At 64.1% G+C, this 16,019-nt stretch carries 16 protein-coding genes; all 16 read left to right on the forward strand.

Annotated features, from left to right (window positions below; all coding sequences use genetic code 11):
* Nucleotide 1: 1 nt before the first annotated feature.
* The 16 genes from L6637_RS08070 to L6637_RS08145 all read left to right on the forward strand — a co-directional run bounded on the left by L6637_RS08070 (nt 2) and on the right by L6637_RS08145 (nt 15,993).
* Nucleotides 2–700: an ABC transporter ATP-binding protein gene (locus L6637_RS08070; RefSeq protein ID WP_237869925.1), complete on the forward strand. Its 699-nt coding sequence runs from the start codon at nt 2–4 to the stop codon at nt 698–700.
* A gap of 7 nt (nt 701–707) precedes the next feature.
* On the forward strand, nt 708–1,574 hold the full coding sequence (locus L6637_RS08075) for a branched-chain amino acid ABC transporter permease (protein ID WP_237870037.1): 867 nt from the start codon (nt 708–710) through the stop codon (nt 1,572–1,574).
* Between the two features lie 8 nt (nt 1,575–1,582).
* On the forward strand, nt 1,583–2,656 hold the full coding sequence (locus L6637_RS08080; protein ID WP_237869927.1) for a branched-chain amino acid ABC transporter permease: 1,074 nt from the start codon (nt 1,583–1,585) through the stop codon (nt 2,654–2,656).
* 175 nt (nt 2,657–2,831) lie between these two features.
* Complete coding sequence (locus L6637_RS08085; protein ID WP_237859263.1) at nt 2,832–2,969, forward strand: hypothetical protein; 138 nt, start codon at nt 2,832–2,834, stop codon at nt 2,967–2,969.
* A 247-nt stretch (nt 2,970–3,216) separates the two neighbouring features.
* Nucleotides 3,217–4,506 (forward strand): oxalate/formate MFS antiporter, encoded by a 1,290-nt coding sequence (gene oxlT / locus L6637_RS08090; RefSeq protein ID WP_237869929.1) that lies wholly within the window; start codon nt 3,217–3,219, stop codon nt 4,504–4,506.
* Between the two features lie 259 nt (nt 4,507–4,765).
* A complete protein-coding gene (gene oxlT / locus L6637_RS08095) occupies nt 4,766–6,100 on the forward strand; it encodes an oxalate/formate MFS antiporter (protein WP_237869931.1) in 1,335 nt (444 codons plus the stop codon).
* Nucleotides 6,101–6,294: 194 nt separating this feature from the next.
* The gene (locus L6637_RS08100) at nt 6,295–6,723 is read left to right on the forward strand and encodes a CBS domain-containing protein (protein WP_237859266.1); all 429 of its coding nucleotides are present in this window, start codon (nt 6,295–6,297) and stop codon (nt 6,721–6,723) included.
* Between the two features lie 98 nt (nt 6,724–6,821).
* Nucleotides 6,822–7,841, forward strand: a complete 1,020-nt coding sequence (locus L6637_RS08105; protein ID WP_237869933.1) for a 2-dehydropantoate 2-reductase — start codon at nt 6,822–6,824, stop codon at nt 7,839–7,841.
* Complete coding sequence (locus tag L6637_RS08110) at nt 7,841–8,626, forward strand: fumarylacetoacetate hydrolase family protein (RefSeq protein WP_237859268.1); 786 nt, start codon at nt 7,841–7,843, stop codon at nt 8,624–8,626. The genes L6637_RS08105 and L6637_RS08110 overlap by 1 nt, the downstream gene beginning before the upstream one ends.
* Before the next feature lie 225 nt (nt 8,627–8,851).
* Nucleotides 8,852–10,258 carry a hypothetical protein gene (locus L6637_RS08115; protein WP_237869935.1) on the forward strand — a complete coding sequence of 469 codons (1,407 nt, stop codon included), beginning with the start codon at nt 8,852–8,854 and terminating at the stop codon, nt 10,256–10,258.
* Between the two features lie 57 nt (nt 10,259–10,315).
* Nucleotides 10,316–11,032 (forward strand): hypothetical protein, encoded by a 717-nt coding sequence (locus L6637_RS08120; protein ID WP_237869937.1) that lies wholly within the window; start codon nt 10,316–10,318, stop codon nt 11,030–11,032.
* Nucleotides 11,033–11,203: 171 nt separating this feature from the next.
* Nucleotides 11,204–11,407: a hypothetical protein gene (locus tag L6637_RS08125; protein WP_237859271.1), complete on the forward strand. Its 204-nt coding sequence runs from the start codon at nt 11,204–11,206 to the stop codon at nt 11,405–11,407.
* 60 nt (nt 11,408–11,467) lie between these two features.
* On the forward strand, nt 11,468–12,130 hold the full coding sequence (locus L6637_RS08130) for a hypothetical protein (RefSeq protein ID WP_237859272.1): 663 nt from the start codon (nt 11,468–11,470) through the stop codon (nt 12,128–12,130).
* A 322-nt stretch (nt 12,131–12,452) separates the two neighbouring features.
* Complete coding sequence (locus L6637_RS08135; RefSeq protein WP_237859273.1) at nt 12,453–13,448, forward strand: NAD(P)H-dependent flavin oxidoreductase; 996 nt, start codon at nt 12,453–12,455, stop codon at nt 13,446–13,448.
* A 25-nt stretch (nt 13,449–13,473) separates the two neighbouring features.
* Nucleotides 13,474–14,442: a quinone oxidoreductase family protein gene (locus L6637_RS08140; RefSeq protein WP_237869939.1), complete on the forward strand. Its 969-nt coding sequence runs from the start codon at nt 13,474–13,476 to the stop codon at nt 14,440–14,442.
* Nucleotides 14,443–14,619: 177 nt separating this feature from the next.
* Nucleotides 14,620–15,993, forward strand: coding sequence for a cation-efflux pump (locus tag L6637_RS08145; protein WP_237859276.1), 1,374 nt, complete (start codon nt 14,620–14,622; stop codon nt 15,991–15,993).
* The last annotated feature ends 26 nt before the right edge of the window (nt 15,994–16,019 follow it).

Genomic DNA, 16,019 nt, shown 5'->3' on the forward strand with positions numbered 1-16,019 from the left:
CATGCCGTTGCTCAGCACACACGATCTCACGGCCTTCTACGGCGACTTCCAGGCACTTTACGGCATCGATCTCAGCTTCGATGCGGGCGAGACCATCGCCATCATCGGAGCGAACGGCGCGGGCAAGTCGACCTTCCTGAAGGCGATCGCAGGCCTTATCCCGTCTCGCCCGGACAGCGTGCTGCTCGACGGCCATCCGATCGGGGCGAAGCGTGCTGCCGAGATCGTCAAGCTCGGAATTGCGCTGGTGCCGGAGGGGCGACGGCTGTTTCCCTCGCTGACCGTGGAAGAGAACCTTCTGATCGGCGGGCACGGCCGCAAGCTTCCTGGACCCTGGACGCTCGACCGGGTCTATGGCCTGTTCCCGATCCTGAAGGAGCGGCGGGCGTCGGCCGCACCGATTCTTTCGGGCGGCCAGCAGCAGATGGCCGCGATCGGCCGCGCCCTGATGTCCAATCCCCGCATCCTGCTGTGCGACGAGATCAGCCTCGGGCTCGCGCCGATCGTCATCGCCGACATCTACGCCGCACTTCCGCAGATCAAGGCCGAGGGCACCAGCGTCGTGCTGGTCGAGCAGGACATCGTCCAGGCGATGAAGGCCGCCGATCGCGTCTACTGCTTCCAGGAGGGGCGGGTCTCGCTCGAAGGCCGCCCCGGCGAACTCTCGCGCGATCAGATTCACCGCGCTTATTTCGGATGATGCAATGATCGGCCTTCTCGACGCGATCATCCAGGGAATCCTGCTCGGCGGCCTCTATGCGCTCTTCGCGACCGGGCTCTCACTGATGTTCGGCGTGATGCGGCTGGTCAATCTTGCCCACGGCGACCTCATCGTGCTCGCAGCCTTTGTCATTCTGGCGGTGACGGAAAAACTCGGCGTCGATCCATTTGCCGCAGTGCTCCTTGCAGCCCCGATCCTGTTTGCGATCGGCTTCGGCCTCCAGCACGTGCTTTTGAATCGGACGCTGGGACGCGACCTTCTGCCGCCGCTGCTCGTCACTTTTGGACTCTCGATCATCGTCCAGAACGGGCTGTTGCAGATGTTCTCGGCTGACAGCCGCCGCCTGCGGTCCGGTGCGATCGAAACCGCGTCTGTGTCGCTGGGCGGAGACATCGCCGTGGGCGTCGTTCCACTGCTGACGCTGGTGTCCGCGATCGCCGTGATCGTGGCTCTCAACTTCATCTTCTATCGGACGTCGATCGGCCGGGCCTTTCGGGCAACCTCTGACGATCTCGACGTCGCGCAGCTCATGGGGATCGACGTCAACCGCACATTCGCGATGGCAATGGGCATCGCGTTCGTCGTCATCGCGATCGCGGCACTCTATCTGGGCCTGCGGGCGAATTTCGATCCCACCATCGGCCCGGCGCGACTGCTGTATGCCTTCGAGGCCGTGATCATCGGCGGGCTCGGCAGCTTCTGGGGCACGCTTGCCGGCGGCATCATTCTTGGCCTCGCCCAGACCATCGGCGCGCGCATCGATCCGGAATGGCAGATCCTGTCGGGCCACCTCGCGTTTCTCCTGGTGCTGGTGATCAGGCCGCGCGGACTGTTTCCGCGCGCGATCGATTGAGGCGCGGAATGATGGATCCAGGCACGGCCAAGCCGAAGCAGATCTTTCGTATCGCGACCGCGCACGGCGTGTCGCGCCCGGCCGCGGCCATCGCCTGCATTGTCCTTCTCGGGCTCGTCCTGCTGCCGACCTTCGCCGGCCGCAATCTCATTCAGGATCTGATCTTCCTGTTCTACATGCTGGCGTTGGCGCAATGCTGGAATCTGCTCGCGGGTTATGCCGGCCTGATCTCGGTCGGCCAGCAGGCGTTCGTCGGATTGGGCGGCTACGTCCTGTTCGCGCTGACGCTTGTCGCCGGCCTTAATCCACTGCTCGCGATTCCGGTCGCGGGCATCGTGTCGGCGGCACTCGCCTTGCCGACGGCGCTGATCGTCTTCCGCTTGCGTGGCGCCTATTTCGCGATCGGCACATGGGTCGTGGCCGAGGTCTATCGTCTTGGTTTCGCGCAAGTGAAGGCGCTTGGCGGCGGCACCGGGACCTCGCTTACTCCATCCGTCACCGCGTCCGTGCCTGGGATTGAGTGGATCAAGACATTGCTCGACGTGCGCACGCCGGCCGCGCGTGACATTGCCTCGTACTGGCTGGCGCTGGCTTTGGTGGTCGGCACACTCGCCTTCGTCTATTTCCTGCTGCGTTCGCGCCAGGGCCTGGCGCTGGGTGCGATCCGCGACCGCGAGGCTGCGGCCGCGAGCCTCGGCGTCGACATCACCAGCATCAAGCTCGCCGTCTATGTTGCGACCGCCACCATGACCGGCATGATCGGTGCCCTGATCTACCTTCAGAAGGCGCGCATCTCTCCGGACGCCGCTTTCTCGGTGCTCGATTGGACCGCCTATGTCATCTTCATCACGGTGATCGGGGGCATCGGGACGATCGAGGGCCCGATCATCGGCGCCGTCGTCTTCTACCTGATGCAGCGCTACCTCGCCGATTTTGGTGCGTGGTACCTCATTCTTCTCGGCACCCTCGGGATCCTCGTCATGCTGCTCGCTCCTCGCGGGCTCTGGGGCCTTCTTTCCCGGCGATATGATCTGACGCTGTTCCCGACCCGACGCCGGCTTGAGACGGAACCAGACGAATAATGGCCGAGCCTTAGGTCTTAGCCCCAGAACGGCCGCTTTAACGCATCATTATGCTGCAATGCGGTATCATCCATGCTGCTATGCGATGGCATACATGGACATTGGCATCTGGTATACATAGAACAACCTTCGAAATGAGACAGCAATACTGACTGTCTCGAGAAAGGGAATTCCGATGTCCAAGACCGCTTCCGTCGCGCTGGCGCCCTCCGCCTCGCTGTTCGCCCGCTTCATGGCCGCCGTCGACCGCTTCCTGATGGCCAGCGCGGAGATCTCCAACCAGAACGGCGACCTGCCCCGCTTCGGGCTGTAAGCGCCATCTGAGGTCGCCGCGCGTCGAATTGTCGCGCCGGTTGTAATTTCTGCGAATTCCTACTTTTGAAGAATGGCTCCGCGCTGCGGAGCCATTTCTATTTGGGATCAGGCACATTCGTGCAGCCTCGCCAACGAGGTTGCGTCATAAGCGCACAATGGGCCTCGCGCGCTTGATGCTTGGCATAATGAATACAAGAATGCCGCCAACGCTCGCTTAAAAAACAGAAGCGCTCATTGGAGGATTCATGACGGACATGGTGCAGGCCACAACAGCCCCTTCAGCCGCACGCGTCAGCGATACGTATCGCTGGGCACAATTGGCGATCGGCGTGGCGGCGATGGTGATGATCGCCAACTACCAATATGGCTGGACGTTCTTCGTCCCCGACATCCAGAAGACATTCGGTTGGGATCGCGCCTCGATCCAATGGGCCTTTACGTTGTTTGTTTTGTTCGAGACCTGGCTGGTGCCGGTCGAAGGATGGTTTGTCGATAAATACGGTCCGCGCATCGTCGTGCTGGTCGGCGGCGTGCTCTGCGCGATCGGCTGGGCGGTCAACGCGCAAGCCACCACGCTCAACGGCTACTATCTCGGCATGATCATCGCGGGCATCGGCGCCGGCGGCGTCTACGGCACCTGCGTCGGCAATGCGCTGAAATGGTTTCCCGACAAGCGCGGTCTTGCCGCGGGCATTACCGCCGCCGGTTTCGGCGCCGGCTCTGCGCTCACCGTCGCGCCGATCCAGGCCATGATCAAGGATAGCGGCTTCCAGACCACCTTCCTCTATTTCGGCCTCGGACAAGGCATCATCATCTGCATTCTCGCCTTCTTCCTGCTGGCGCCGAAGCCGGGCCAGGTGCCGGCGGTGGTGGCGAATGCGGCTCTTGCGCAGACCCGGCGCAACTACCAGCCGACGGAAGTTTTGCGTCAGCCGATCTTCTGGCTGATGTACTTCATGTTCGTGATCGTCGGCGCCGGCGGGCTGATGGTGACGGCGAATCTGAAGCCGATCGCGGTCGACTGGAAGGTCGACGCCGTGCCCGTGACGCTGATCGGCATGACCATGACCGCGGTGACCTTCGCAGCGACCATCGACCGCGTGCTCAACGGATTGACGCGTCCGTTCTTCGGCTGGATCTCCGACATGATCGGCCGCGAGAACACGATGTTCATCGCCTTCGGCATGGAGGGCTTCGGCATCTGGATGCTCTACCTCTGGGGCCACGATCCGATCTGGTTCGTGATCCTCTCAGGCTTCGTGTTCTTTGCCTGGGGCGAGATCTACTCGCTGTTCCCCTCGACCTGCACCGACACGTTCGGCGCGAAGTTCGCAACCACCAATGCCGGCCTGCTCTACACCGCCAAGGGCACGGCCGCGTTGCTGGTGCCGCTGGCGAACTATGTGCAGCAAAGCTCCGGCCATTGGGACAACGTGTTCATCCTAGCTGCCGGCGCCAACATCCTGGCCTCGCTGCTGGCGCTCTTGGTGCTGAAACCCTGGCGCAAGGTCGTGGTCGCGCAATCGGCCATCTGACCTCGCACCCGCAACATTAACGTCGCGCCTCGCGCCCGGCCTCACCGCCGGGCGTTTTCGTTTTCCCGAATACCTTAATACCGCAAACCCGAAGGAACCCTGCACTTTTCTTGAGCTTGATCCGAAGATAGGGCTTGCATTCTGGAATATGGTATACCAAGCTGCCCGCCGCGCTTGCGACCATAAGCCACAAGATTTGCGACACTCCGTCATATAGGCGGCAGACGTCGCCACCAGACAAGCGCTTGGGAGGTTGTTGATGATTTCAGGCACGGATGGCGCCGTCACGGCCGCGCCTCTTCGCACAGGTTTCCGTTGGCTCCAGCTCGGCATGGGCATCGTCTGCATGGCGATGATCGCCAACCTGCAATATGGCTGGACGCTGTTCGTCGATCCGATCGACGCGAAGTACCATTGGGGTCGCGCGGCGATCCAGCTCGCCTTCACCATCTTCGTCGTCACCGAAACCTGGCTGGTGCCGGTCGAGGCCTGGTTCGTCGACAAATACGGCCCGCGCATCGTCATCATGTTCGGCGGCGTGATGATCGCACTGTCCTGGTTGCTCAACTCCTACGCCGATAGCCTTCCCCTGCTCTATACCGCGGCTGTGGTCGGCGGCATGGGTGCAGGCGCGGTGTACGGCACCTGCGTCGGCAACGCGCTGAAATGGTTTCCTGATCGCCGCGGCCTCGCCGCCGGCGCGACAGCGGCCGGCTTCGGTGCGGGTGCAGCTCTCACCGTGGTGCCGATCGCGGCCATGATCGCATCTTCAGGCTATCAACACGCGTTCCTCACCTTCGGCATCGGCCAGGGCGTGATCGTGTTCGTGCTCGCCTTCTTCATCCAGCCGCCGCGACTCTCGATCCCGCCGAAGAAGAAGCAGCTTAATCTGCCGCAGACCAAGATCGACTTCACGCCACCGCAAGTACTGCGCGCCCCTATTTTCTGGATCATGTATCTCGTCTTCGTCATGGTCGCCTCCGGCGGCCTGATGACTGCGGCCCAGATCGCGCCGATCGCGCACGACTTCAAGATCGCCGACACGCCAGTCTCGCTTGCCGGTTTCCAGATGGCGGCACTGACCTTCGCGATCTCGCTCGACCGCATCTTCGACGGCTTCGGCCGCCCGTTCTTCGGCTTCGTGTCCGACACGATCGGTCGCGAGAACACCATGTTCATCGCCTTCGGCACCGCCGCATTGATGCTGCTGACGCTATCGGCCTACGGTCACGTTCCGCTCGTGTTCGTGCTCGCGACCGCGGTCTATTTCGGCGTGTTCGGCGAAATCTACTCGCTGTTCCCCGCCACCTGCGGCGACACCTTCGGCTCGAAGTTCGCGACCACCAACAACGGCATGCTCTACACCGCAAAGGGCACCGCCTCCCTGCTGGTCCCGCTCGCCAGCGTGATCTCGACGGCCTATGGCTGGAAGGCCGTGTTCGTGGTGGCCGTGGCGCTGAACGCGACGGCCGCGCTGATGGCGCTGTTCGTGATCAAGCCGCTGCGCCGCTCGTTCATCCTCGGCAACGAGACCGAGAGCACCAACCCCGCAACCGCCAATGCCGAGACTCGCGCCAAGACCGGGACGGCGTAAGCCGCCACGCGTTGGTACAACGGTTAAAGAGGGGCGCAGCGATGCGCCCCTTTTTCTTTGCCGCGTTCTTCTGCTGGCAGCGACAAATGTCAGCATTGCTGCCGCAAGATTTTTCGGATCAACCAAATCCAGCGCTTGACGATTGGCATTATGTATACCACACTTCTCCCATCGTTCACCCCAGGGAGGTTGCCATGCTGGTCGGAGACATTCTGCGCAAGAAGACGCCGCGCGTTGTCACGGTGCGAATGAACGAAACGGTGGGTATTGCCGCCAAGCTGATGCGGGCCAACAACATCAGCGCGCTGGTGGTGAAGGACGTGGTCCGCTCGGAAGGAAACACTGCGGTCGGCATGTTCACCGAGCGAGACGTGGTGCGGGCGGTCGCCGAGCACGGCGCGAACGCCGTCAACGTCAAGGTCTCGCAGCTCGTCTCGGTGCAGCAGCTGGTCTCCTGCACCTCCTCAGACACGATCGAGCATGTCCGGCATCTGATGAACCGGAATCACATCCGGCACCTGCCCGTGATCGACGACTACAGCCTCGTCTCCGTCATCAGCATGCGCGACATCGCCGCTGCCGTTGACGAGGCCCTCAACGGCGCGCCGCAAGCGGCAGCCTAAACGTCTCACTTCCCCTGCGACTACCGGCCCCGGCTCGGACGCATCCGAGCCGGACCGGATCCTTCGTCCCAAAATTCCGGTACCCCCGGGAGGATTTCATGAAGATCTGCATCTACGGCGCCGGCGCGATCGGCGGATATCTCGGCGTGCAGCTGGCACGCGCAGGCGCCGATGTCAGCCTGGTCGCGCGCGGCGCGCACCTCGCTGCGATGCGCGAGCGCGGCCTGACCTTGCTCGCCGGCGAGGAGACACACACCGTCCATCCCCGCTGCACCGACAACCCGGCCGAGCTCGGCGTGCAGGACTATGTCATCGTCACGCTGAAGGCGCATTCGATCACCGGCGTGATCGAGAAGATGCAGCCACTGCTCGGGCCGCACACCCGCATCGTCACCGCGGTCAACGGCATCCCCTATTGGTACTTCTACAAGCACGGCGGCGCGTATGAGAACGCGACCTTGGAGAGCATCGATCCCGGCGGGCGGCAGTGGCGCGAGATCGGGGCCGAGCGTGCGATCGGCTGCATCGTCTATCCCGCGACCGAGATCGAGGCGCCCGGCGTGATCCGCCACGTCTATGGCAACAATTTTCCGCTCGGCGAACCTTCCGGTGAAATCACCGCCGACGTGAAGCGCCTCGCCGACCTCTTCGTCGCGGCCGGCCTGAAGGCGCCGGTGCTCGACCGCATCCGCGACGAGATCTGGCTGAAGCTCTGGGGCAATGTCTGCTTCAACCCGATCAGTGCGCTGACCCACGCAACGCTCGACGTGATCTGCACCGATCCCGCCACGCGGGCGCTATCGCGCGCGATCATGGTGGAGACGCAAGCCATCGCCGAAACCTTCGGCGTCAAGTTCCGCGTCGATGTCGAGCGCCGCATCGAGGGCGCCCGCAAGGTCGGCGCGCACAAGACCTCGATGCTGCAGGATCTCGAGCGTGGCCGCCCGATGGAGATCGACCCGCTCGTCACTGTCGTGCAGGAGATGGGCCGCCTGACCAAGATTCCGACGCCTGCCCTCGACTCGGTGCTGGCGATGGTGACCCAGCGCGCGCGCATCGCCGGCCTCTATGACGGCATCTCCGCGCCCACGGATCCTCGCGCGCTGGCGGTGGCGTGATGAGCACCGAGACGACAAAATGGCTGCGCTTCCGCCACGCTGGCACCACCGGCTTCGGCACGCTGGAATCGTCAGGCATCAGCGTGCATGAAGGCGAGATGTTTGGCCGCAACGCGGCGACCGGCAGGACGCTTGCGCTGTCGGAGGTCGAGCTGCTGGCGCCCTGCGCGCCCAGCAAGATCGTCGCGCTCTGGAATAATTTTCACGCGCTCGCGGCAAAGCTCAATCAGCCCGAGCCACTCGCGCCGCTCTATCTGCTCAAGGCCACCACCACCATCACGACACCAGGCGCGGTGATCCGCCGTCCCTCCTACTACGACGGCAAGACCACCTATGAGGGTGAGCTCGGCATCGTCATCGGCAAGACCTGCGCCCGCGTCTCGCCTGATGAGGCCGACCGCTTCATCTTCGGCTACACCTGCGTCAACGACATCACCGCAAACGACATCCTGACCAGCGACCCCACCTTTCCGCAATGGGCCCGCGCCAAGGGCATCGACGATTACGGCCCGTTCGGCCCCGTCATCGCGACCGGCCTCGATCCGGCCAAGCTCACGGTGCGCACCATTCTCAACGGCGCGGAGCGACAGAACTATCCGATCTCCGACATGATCTTTTCCGCGCAAGCCCTGGTGAGCAAGATCTCCCACGACATGACCCTGCTCCCCGGCGACCTCATCGCGGTCGGCACCTCGGTCGGCGTCGGCGTGATGAAGGAGCCGGTGAATATTGTGACGGTGGCGATCGACGGCATCGGCGAGCTGACGAACGAGTTTCGGCTGTAGCTCCCCGCCATTCCGGGGCGCGACAAAGTCGCGAACTACGGTGCGCAATTGCGCACCGCAGCTCGGCGCTTACGCGCCGCCCCGGAATGACGATGGAGGATATCGACGCGCCCGGCTGTGGATGGCGCCTTCTGACGCGTCCGGCAGCCCGCGCGCCCCTTGATCTCGGTTGCGCTCTCCAATAGCAATTATGGCGAAAATGTGCGCGGGCGTGAGGGCGTCGGCATGTGGCTGTTTTTCCTGGTTGCCTGGTTTGTCCTGCTCGCCGCCATCGCGTTCCTCGCCCCGCAGGCGTTTGGTTACGACGTCACCCATTTGCCCGCCGCCTTCATCGCGCTGCCGGTGCCGCAGCGCATCGCGGCCGGCGCGATCGTCGTGGTCGGACTGGCGCTGATCGGCGCCTCGGTCTTTCGGCTCTCACGCCAGGACCGCCGCCTCGACAGCTTGCGCGACCGCCTCAAGAAGACCCGGGAAGACGTCGTCGTCGCGCACGCCCTGCAAAATCACCTCGACGCCACCGTTCAGCACCTGATCGAGAGCGATCCCAGGGAGGCTGTCTCCGCACTGCACGACAAGCTTGGCGAGACCGAGCAACGCGCGCTGCTCCAGCAGGGCCGCAACCAGTCCACCGACATGCAAGATCAGCTGGCCGAGATCCGCCGCCGCCAGCAGACGGTGCGCGAGATGGTCGGCAAGGTCGCCGATCAGCGCCGCGCAGTCGAGCCCGTCTTCACCGAGATCCGCGACCGCCAGAACCAGCTCGAACGCGCGCTGCTCGACCTCGAAACCGACGACCGCAAGAACAACCTCGCCGACCGGCTGAAAGATATTGCGCGCGACGTATCGACGCTGCTCGGCCGGGTGAACGCAGTGCAGGGTACGTTCGCGACACTCAACCAGTACAAGGAAGATCTGGCGAAATCCCATGCCGAGCTGGTGCCGCTGCGCTCGTCCGACGCCGGCATCAACGCCCTGATCGGCGAGCTCGGCCTCAGCCACGATCGTCTCGCCAAGACCGTCGACGAGATCGAGACCGGCGGCGAGGCGCCGCTCAACGCACGCGTCGAAACGCTGTCGAAAAACAAGAACGAGATCGAGCAGCGCCTCGCCCGCATCGACGACAGCGCCAACATCCTGAAAAGCATCCGGCTCGATTTCGAGGAGCTCGCCCAGCGCCAGGCCCAGCTCGAACGCTCGCTCGCGGAGGTCGAGACCGATACTGACGGCAGGACCCTCGTCGACCGCCAGAACGCGCTGAACGATTTCGTGCTCCAGTCGCGCCAGCGTCTCGGCGCCTTGCAGGAGACGCTGGCGACGCTGAACGCCTTCAAGGCGGAAATGTCGAAATCGCAGGCCGATCTCGTGCCGCTGAAGGCGCCGGTGTTCGGCATCGAGGCCATGATCGCCGAGGTCAGCGCCACCCGCGATCTGCTCGCCAAGACCGTCGGCGAGATCGAGGCGAGCGGCGATGTCACCCTCACCTCGCGCGTCGATGCGCTTACCAAGAGCAAGCGCGAGGTCGAAGACCGCCTCGCCCGCATCTTCGACAATTTCAACGCCCTTGACGCCTTGCGCAAGGACATCGGCGGCATCTTCTCGACCATCCGCAACAGCCTGAACCGGATCGGGTGAATGCTGAAATGACTGTCAGGTTCGAACCGCGATAAATCTGCGCGCGACCAAGTGCACATGCGCATCATTCTCGGCATCCTCTCCGGCCTGCTCGGCGCTCTCGCCGGCTGGTCCGGCCTGGCTGCCCTGGTGGTCATGCTGGCGGGACCGGACCGCGACGGCGGCATCGCCATGGGGGCCTTCTTCGACATCGGTCCGATCGGAGGCGTGGTCGGCCTGATCGCCGGCGTCTGGCTGTTCGTGCGCTTCGGCCTGGTCCGCAACACAGCGCCGGCACCTGCTGGAGAGATCCCGGATGCGGCGCCTCCCGGCGCCTCCCGGCTCTCCTTCCCGTTCGCCGTCACCGTGCTGCTCGTCGTGGCTGGGCTGGGCTATCGGGGATGGTACGAGTTGATCCGCTCGCCCAATCTCAGCCACGGCTTCATGACGCTCCAGGTCGAGTTTCGGCTTCCCCCGGGCATGACCCTGCCGGACAAGGAAGAGGACGTGCACATCGAGGTCGAGGAAGCGTCAGGCTATGCCAACGCCATGTTGCCGCCGAACTGGCGCGCGCATGACGGTGACCGCAAAGCGATCATTTCCACTGTTTCGCTGATGTACAAGACGCGCCACCGCGCCGTCAGCCTGACACTGCCTGATGTGCCCACGCAACGCTGGTCGATCGATCTTCCGTCCGATCCGGATCCCACGCCCGGCTTCTCGCCGTGGCGCACTGGAAGCGAGCCATCGCCGGCAAGGATCGAGATGCATTTTCGGCTGAGCGCCGATCGCTGACGATTGCGCGGCGCGCCCGAAACATTCCGACCCACATCACATCTGCGCGCGCCCAGGAGATGCCGCCAACATGTCGCTGATGTGCCGCAACTTGGTCGCATTCGGCCGCCCATGTGGAAGGCGTGTCTGGGGGCACGGCTCGGCCGTGTTTGGACCAAACCTGCTAGGGGTATGACTGTGAAGAAGATTGTATTTGTTCTGGGTGCGACGCTTGCTCTGGTGACGGCTGCAAGCGCTGCGGACCTGCCGCGCCGCCAGCCCGTGCCGGTCTATCCGGCCGAGCAGGCCCCGATCGGCAAGATGCCCATCGGCAAGGGCCCTGTTGGCAAGGCCCCGATCGGCAAGGCGCCGGGCCCGGTTGCTGCGCGCTACTGAGGCGCTCAGCGAACCACGCGCAAGATTTGCGTAAGCGGCCGACAGTCGAAGGGGCGTTGCGTGACCAACAAACGTGATCGATCGGGATCCTGCATCCTTGCGGGCCTCGCGCTTGCGACCATGATCGCATGCATGATGCCGCAGGCTTCGGCCCAAGAAGCGAAACACGAATCGAACAAGCGCATGGCCGATGCCAGTGCGCTTGTCTCGACCGACACCGCATCGCGCTCCACAGCGCAAGCGACGCGGCGCTCGGTCACGCGGGCGGAGAAAGGCCCCTACTACGTCGACTTCCGCGCGCGGACGGCGGCGAGCTGGGGCCATGCCTTCGTGTGGTACGGCAAGACCAGCGAGCGCGCCGTCGAGGTCGCAGGCCTGACGCCGGCCGGTGACACCTGGTCCTACGTGCTCGGCTATTTCACCTGGGTGCCATCAGAGACCGGCGCGAGTTACGGCGATCTCGACCCTGACTATCTGACCGCGAGCTATCGCGTCTACCTGAACGAAGCCGACGCCAAGCGCGTGTTCGCCCACATCGAGAAGCTGAAGGCAAGCTCGCCGGTCTGGAATGCCGAGACCACCAATTGCACCGGCTTCATCGGCGACATCGCGGAGTACATGGGCCTCAAGGTCCCCAACCGCTGGCAGCGCCCGGAAAACTTCGTTAACGCCCTCAAGGAAATGAACGGCGGTCGCCAGCTGGTGCGGCTGTCGGCGGAGTAGCTGTTCGCTCCATACCTCCATACTCGGTGTCATTGCCCGCGAAAGCGGGCAATCCAGTATCCAGAGGCCGCGAGGCTAGAAGCGAGAAGCCGCAGCGTACTGGATACCCCGCTTTCGCGGGGTATGACGACCGTGTGCGAGGAAAGAGCTCGCACCAAAAGGCACCGGATCTCCAATTGTCCGCCCTGCGGAATCACCCTCATCGCCTGCATGCCGCCCCGCCCTCACCGCACGCCCCGCCGATAGACATTTCCCGACCTCAGCGGCATCCTTCCGTCATCAACCGATAACAGAGCCTGCGGGCCACCCAGGGGGAAACGTCATGCTGCAAACACGGTTCACAAAACTCGTCGGCGTCGAGCACCCGATCGTCCAGGGCGGCATGCAATGGGTTGGCCGCGCCGAGCTGGTCGCCGCCGTCGCGAATGCCGGCGCGCTCGGCTTCATCACCGCGCTGACCCAGCCGACGCCGGAGGATCTGACCAAGGAGATCGCGCGCTGCCGCGACCTCACCGACAAGCCCTTTGGTGTCAACCTCACCATCCTGCCGGCGATCAAGCCGCCGCCCTATGCCGAATACCGCGCCGCCATCATTGAGGCCGGCATCAAGGTGGTCGAAACCGCCGGGAATAAGCCGCAGGAGCATGTCGACGAATTCAAAAAGCACAGCGTCAAGGTCGTGCACAAATGCACCAGCGTGCGCCACGCCCTCTCGGCCGAGCGCATGGGCGCCGATGCCATCTCGATCGACGGCTTCGAATGCGCCGGCCATCCCGGCGAGGACGACACCCCCGGCCTGATCCTGATCCCGGCCGCCGCCAACAAGGTCAAGATCCCGATGATCGCCTCCGGCGGCTTTGCCGATGCCCGCGGCCTCGTCGCGGCGCTGGCGCTGGGTGCCGAGGGCATCAACATGGGCACGCGCTTCATGGCGACCAAGGAGAGCCCGATCCACCAGCTCATCAAGGAAAAGATCGTCGCCAATGACGAGCGCGAGACCGAGCTGATCTTCCGCACCATGCGCAACACCTCGCGCGTCGCCAAGAACGAGATCTCGACCAAGGTCGTCGCGATGGAAAAGGAAGGCGCCAAGTTCGAGGATATCCGCGAGCTCGTTGCGGGAGCCCGCGGCAAGATGGTCTATGCCACCGGCAATTCAGACGAAGGCATCTGGTCGGCCGGCCAGGTGCAGGGCCTGATCCAGGACATCCCGAGCTGCGGCGAGCTGATCTCCCGCATCGTGCGCGAAGCAGAGGCGATCATTCGCGGCCGGCTCGAAGGGATGATCGTTCAGCCACAGCGCGAAGCGGCGGAATAGTCACTGCAAGAAGCGAGAGCAATTCATGAAGGCTTATGTCTACGGTGCTGAAGGCGCTCGGATTTCCGACGTCGCTCAACCAAAGCCTAAGGGCACGCAGGTCCTCGTCAAGGTCCGTGCCTGTGGTCTCAACCGCGCCGACACCGGCATGCGCAAGGGTCACGCCCACGGCGCGGCCGGCGGCGCCGGCACCGTTCTCGGCATGGAATGGGCTGGCGAAGTGGCCGAGCTCGGACCGGATGCGAAAGGCTTAAAGGTCGGCGACCGCATCATGGGTTCGGGCGGCGCGGCATTCGCGGAGTACACGCTCGCCGACCACGGCCGGGTGTTCCGCGCGCCCTCGAACATGAATTTCGAGGAAGCCGCCACGCTGCCCGTCGCGCTCGCCACGATGCACAATGCCGTCGTCACCGTGGGCGGGGTGCAGCCCGGGCGGGCCGTGCTGATCCAGGGCGCCAGCTCCGGCGTCGGCCTGATGGCGATGCAAATTGCAAAGCTCAAGGGCGCAAAGCTCGTGATCGGCTCCTCGACCGATCCCTATCGCCGCGGCCGGCTGAAGGACTACGGCGCCGACCTCGCGGTCGATTCTTCCGATCCCAACTGGGTCGAGGAGGTGCTGAAGGCGACTGGCGGCGAAGGCGTCGATCTCATCGTCGATCAAGTCTCGGGCAAGGTCGCCAACCAGAACTTGGCTGCAACGAAGATCCTGGGCCGCATCGTCAATGTCGGCCGGCTCGGCGGCACCCATGCCGACTTCAACTTCGACCTCCATGCCGCCCGCCGCATCTCCTATATCGGCGTCACCTTCCGCACCCGCAGCATCGAGGAGGTCCGCACGATCTTCGAGGAGGTCAGGAAGGACATCTGGGGCGCAGTGGAATCGCGAAAGCTCCAGCTGCCGATCGACAAGGTGTACGCCTTCGACGACATCGACAAGGCGTTCGAGCACATGGAGGCCAACAAGCATCTGGGGAAGATCGTGGTGACCGTGTAGGATCATGTCATTCCCGGGCGATGCGAAGCATCGAACCCGGAATCTCGAAATTCCGGGTTTGCCTGCGGCGTCCCGGAATGACGGGACTTCAGGGCGCATTCGCTCCTGCAACTCACTCGCGACTACGTCTGTGGATCGTCGCTTGATGTTCGCGAATGCCCTGCTAAATCCTGCGCCATGAGCGGACAACATGACAAGACATCGGTCGCGGCCATCTCGATCCTCGCCAGCGGCGGCATGGCGGCGGCCAAGTTCGTGGTCGGCATTGCGATCGGATCGCTGGCGCTGATTTCCGAGGCACTGCACTCCTCGATCGACCTGGTCGCGACCATCATCACCTGGGCGGTGGTGCGGGTGTCGGACAAGCCGGCCGACGACGAGCATCATTACGGCCACGGCAAGCTCGAGAGCATCTCCGCGCTTGGCGTGACCGCGCTGCTCTATGTGCTGGCCGGCGGCATCCTGGTCGAATCTTACAGCCGGCTGCGCGAGGGAACTCCGCCGCCGACGATCTCGGCCGTGCCGTTCGTGGTGCTGGTGATCGACATCCTCGTCAACCTCTGGCGCGCCCGCGCCCTGCACCGCGCCGCGCGAGAGACGAGGAGCGAGGCCCTGGCTGCGGATGCGCTGCACTTTGCGTCCGACGTGATGGGCTCGTGCGCCGTCATCGTCGGCCTCGTTCTCGCGGCCTTCGGCTTCTGGTGGGGTGACGCGGCCGCCGCCGCGGCCGTGGCGGTGATGATCGCCCTGCTCGGCCTGCGGATGGCAAGCTCAACGGTGCACACGCTGGTCGACCGCGCCCCGGAAGGGGCACAGGAAAAGGCCACCGCCGCGATTCGCAGCGTGCCCGGCGTGATCGACGTCGACCGGTTGCGCGTGCGCATGGTCGGGGCGACCACCTTCATCGACAGCATCGTCAAGGTACCCAGGACCTACCCGATCGACCGCGTCGAGGAGATCAAGCGCAACGCAGAGGCCGCCGTCAGCAAGGCGTTCGACGATGCCGACCTCACCTTCACTGCGGTGCCGGTCGCGCGCGACAACGAGACCGTGCGCGATCGCATCATGGTGATCGCACATAATTCAGGCCTCGCCATCCACCACGTCACGGTGCACGATCTCGGAGCCAAGCTGATCGTCAGCATCGACCTCGAGGTTGACGCCGGCATGCAGCTCGAGGCCGCCCACGACATCGCCAACACGCTGGAACGCAGCATCCAGGAGGAGTTCGGCGCTGACGTCGAAGTCGACGTCCATATCGAGCCGCTGGAACCGGAACTGCCGTTCGGCGTCGATGCCGTGACGGAGCGGGTGCAGACCATCGCCGCCGCGCTGACCGAATATGCCGCCGGCGGCGAGATCCACGACATCCATAATGTGCGTGTCCGCAACACCGACGCCGGCGAGATCGTCAACTTCCACTGCCGCGCCACGCCGTCGATGAGCGTGATCAAGGTGCACGAGCATGTCGATGCGATCGAGCGCCGCTTGCGCCGTGCGTTCCCGAGCGTGAAGCGCGTCATCAGCCACGCCGAGCCGCCGCGCGCGTGAGGCGGAACGCGAGGAGTCACACGTTC

The organism is Bradyrhizobium zhengyangense, from assembly GCF_022012435.1.
GTDB lineage: Bacteria > Pseudomonadota > Alphaproteobacteria > Rhizobiales > Xanthobacteraceae > Bradyrhizobium > Bradyrhizobium zhengyangense.

Bases quoted from the DNA above. Each gene is read 5' to 3' on its own strand.
- L6637_RS08070 (WP_237869925.1), top strand. From the start codon at position 2: ATGCCGTTGCTCAGCACACACGATCTCACGGCCTTCTACGGCGACTTC.
- L6637_RS08080 (WP_237869927.1), top strand. From the start codon at position 1,583: ATGATGGATCCAGGCACGGCCAAGCCGAAGCAGATCTTTCGTATCGCG.
- L6637_RS08085 (WP_237859263.1), top strand. From the start codon at position 2,832: ATGTCCAAGACCGCTTCCGTCGCGCTGGCGCCCTCCGCCTCGCTGTTC.
- oxlT (WP_237869929.1), top strand. From the start codon at position 3,217: ATGACGGACATGGTGCAGGCCACAACAGCCCCTTCAGCCGCACGCGTC.
- oxlT (WP_237869931.1), top strand. From the start codon at position 4,766: ATGATTTCAGGCACGGATGGCGCCGTCACGGCCGCGCCTCTTCGCACA.
- L6637_RS08100 (WP_237859266.1), top strand. From the start codon at position 6,295: ATGCTGGTCGGAGACATTCTGCGCAAGAAGACGCCGCGCGTTGTCACG.
- L6637_RS08105 (WP_237869933.1), top strand. From the start codon at position 6,822: ATGAAGATCTGCATCTACGGCGCCGGCGCGATCGGCGGATATCTCGGC.
- L6637_RS08110 (WP_237859268.1), top strand. From the start codon at position 7,841: ATGAGCACCGAGACGACAAAATGGCTGCGCTTCCGCCACGCTGGCACC.
- L6637_RS08115 (WP_237869935.1), top strand. From the start codon at position 8,852: ATGTGGCTGTTTTTCCTGGTTGCCTGGTTTGTCCTGCTCGCCGCCATC.
- L6637_RS08120 (WP_237869937.1), top strand. From the start codon at position 10,316: ATGCGCATCATTCTCGGCATCCTCTCCGGCCTGCTCGGCGCTCTCGCC.
- L6637_RS08125 (WP_237859271.1), top strand. From the start codon at position 11,204: ATGACTGTGAAGAAGATTGTATTTGTTCTGGGTGCGACGCTTGCTCTG.
- L6637_RS08135 (WP_237859273.1), top strand. From the start codon at position 12,453: ATGCTGCAAACACGGTTCACAAAACTCGTCGGCGTCGAGCACCCGATC.
- L6637_RS08140 (WP_237869939.1), top strand. From the start codon at position 13,474: ATGAAGGCTTATGTCTACGGTGCTGAAGGCGCTCGGATTTCCGACGTC.
- L6637_RS08145 (WP_237859276.1), top strand. From the start codon at position 14,620: ATGAGCGGACAACATGACAAGACATCGGTCGCGGCCATCTCGATCCTC.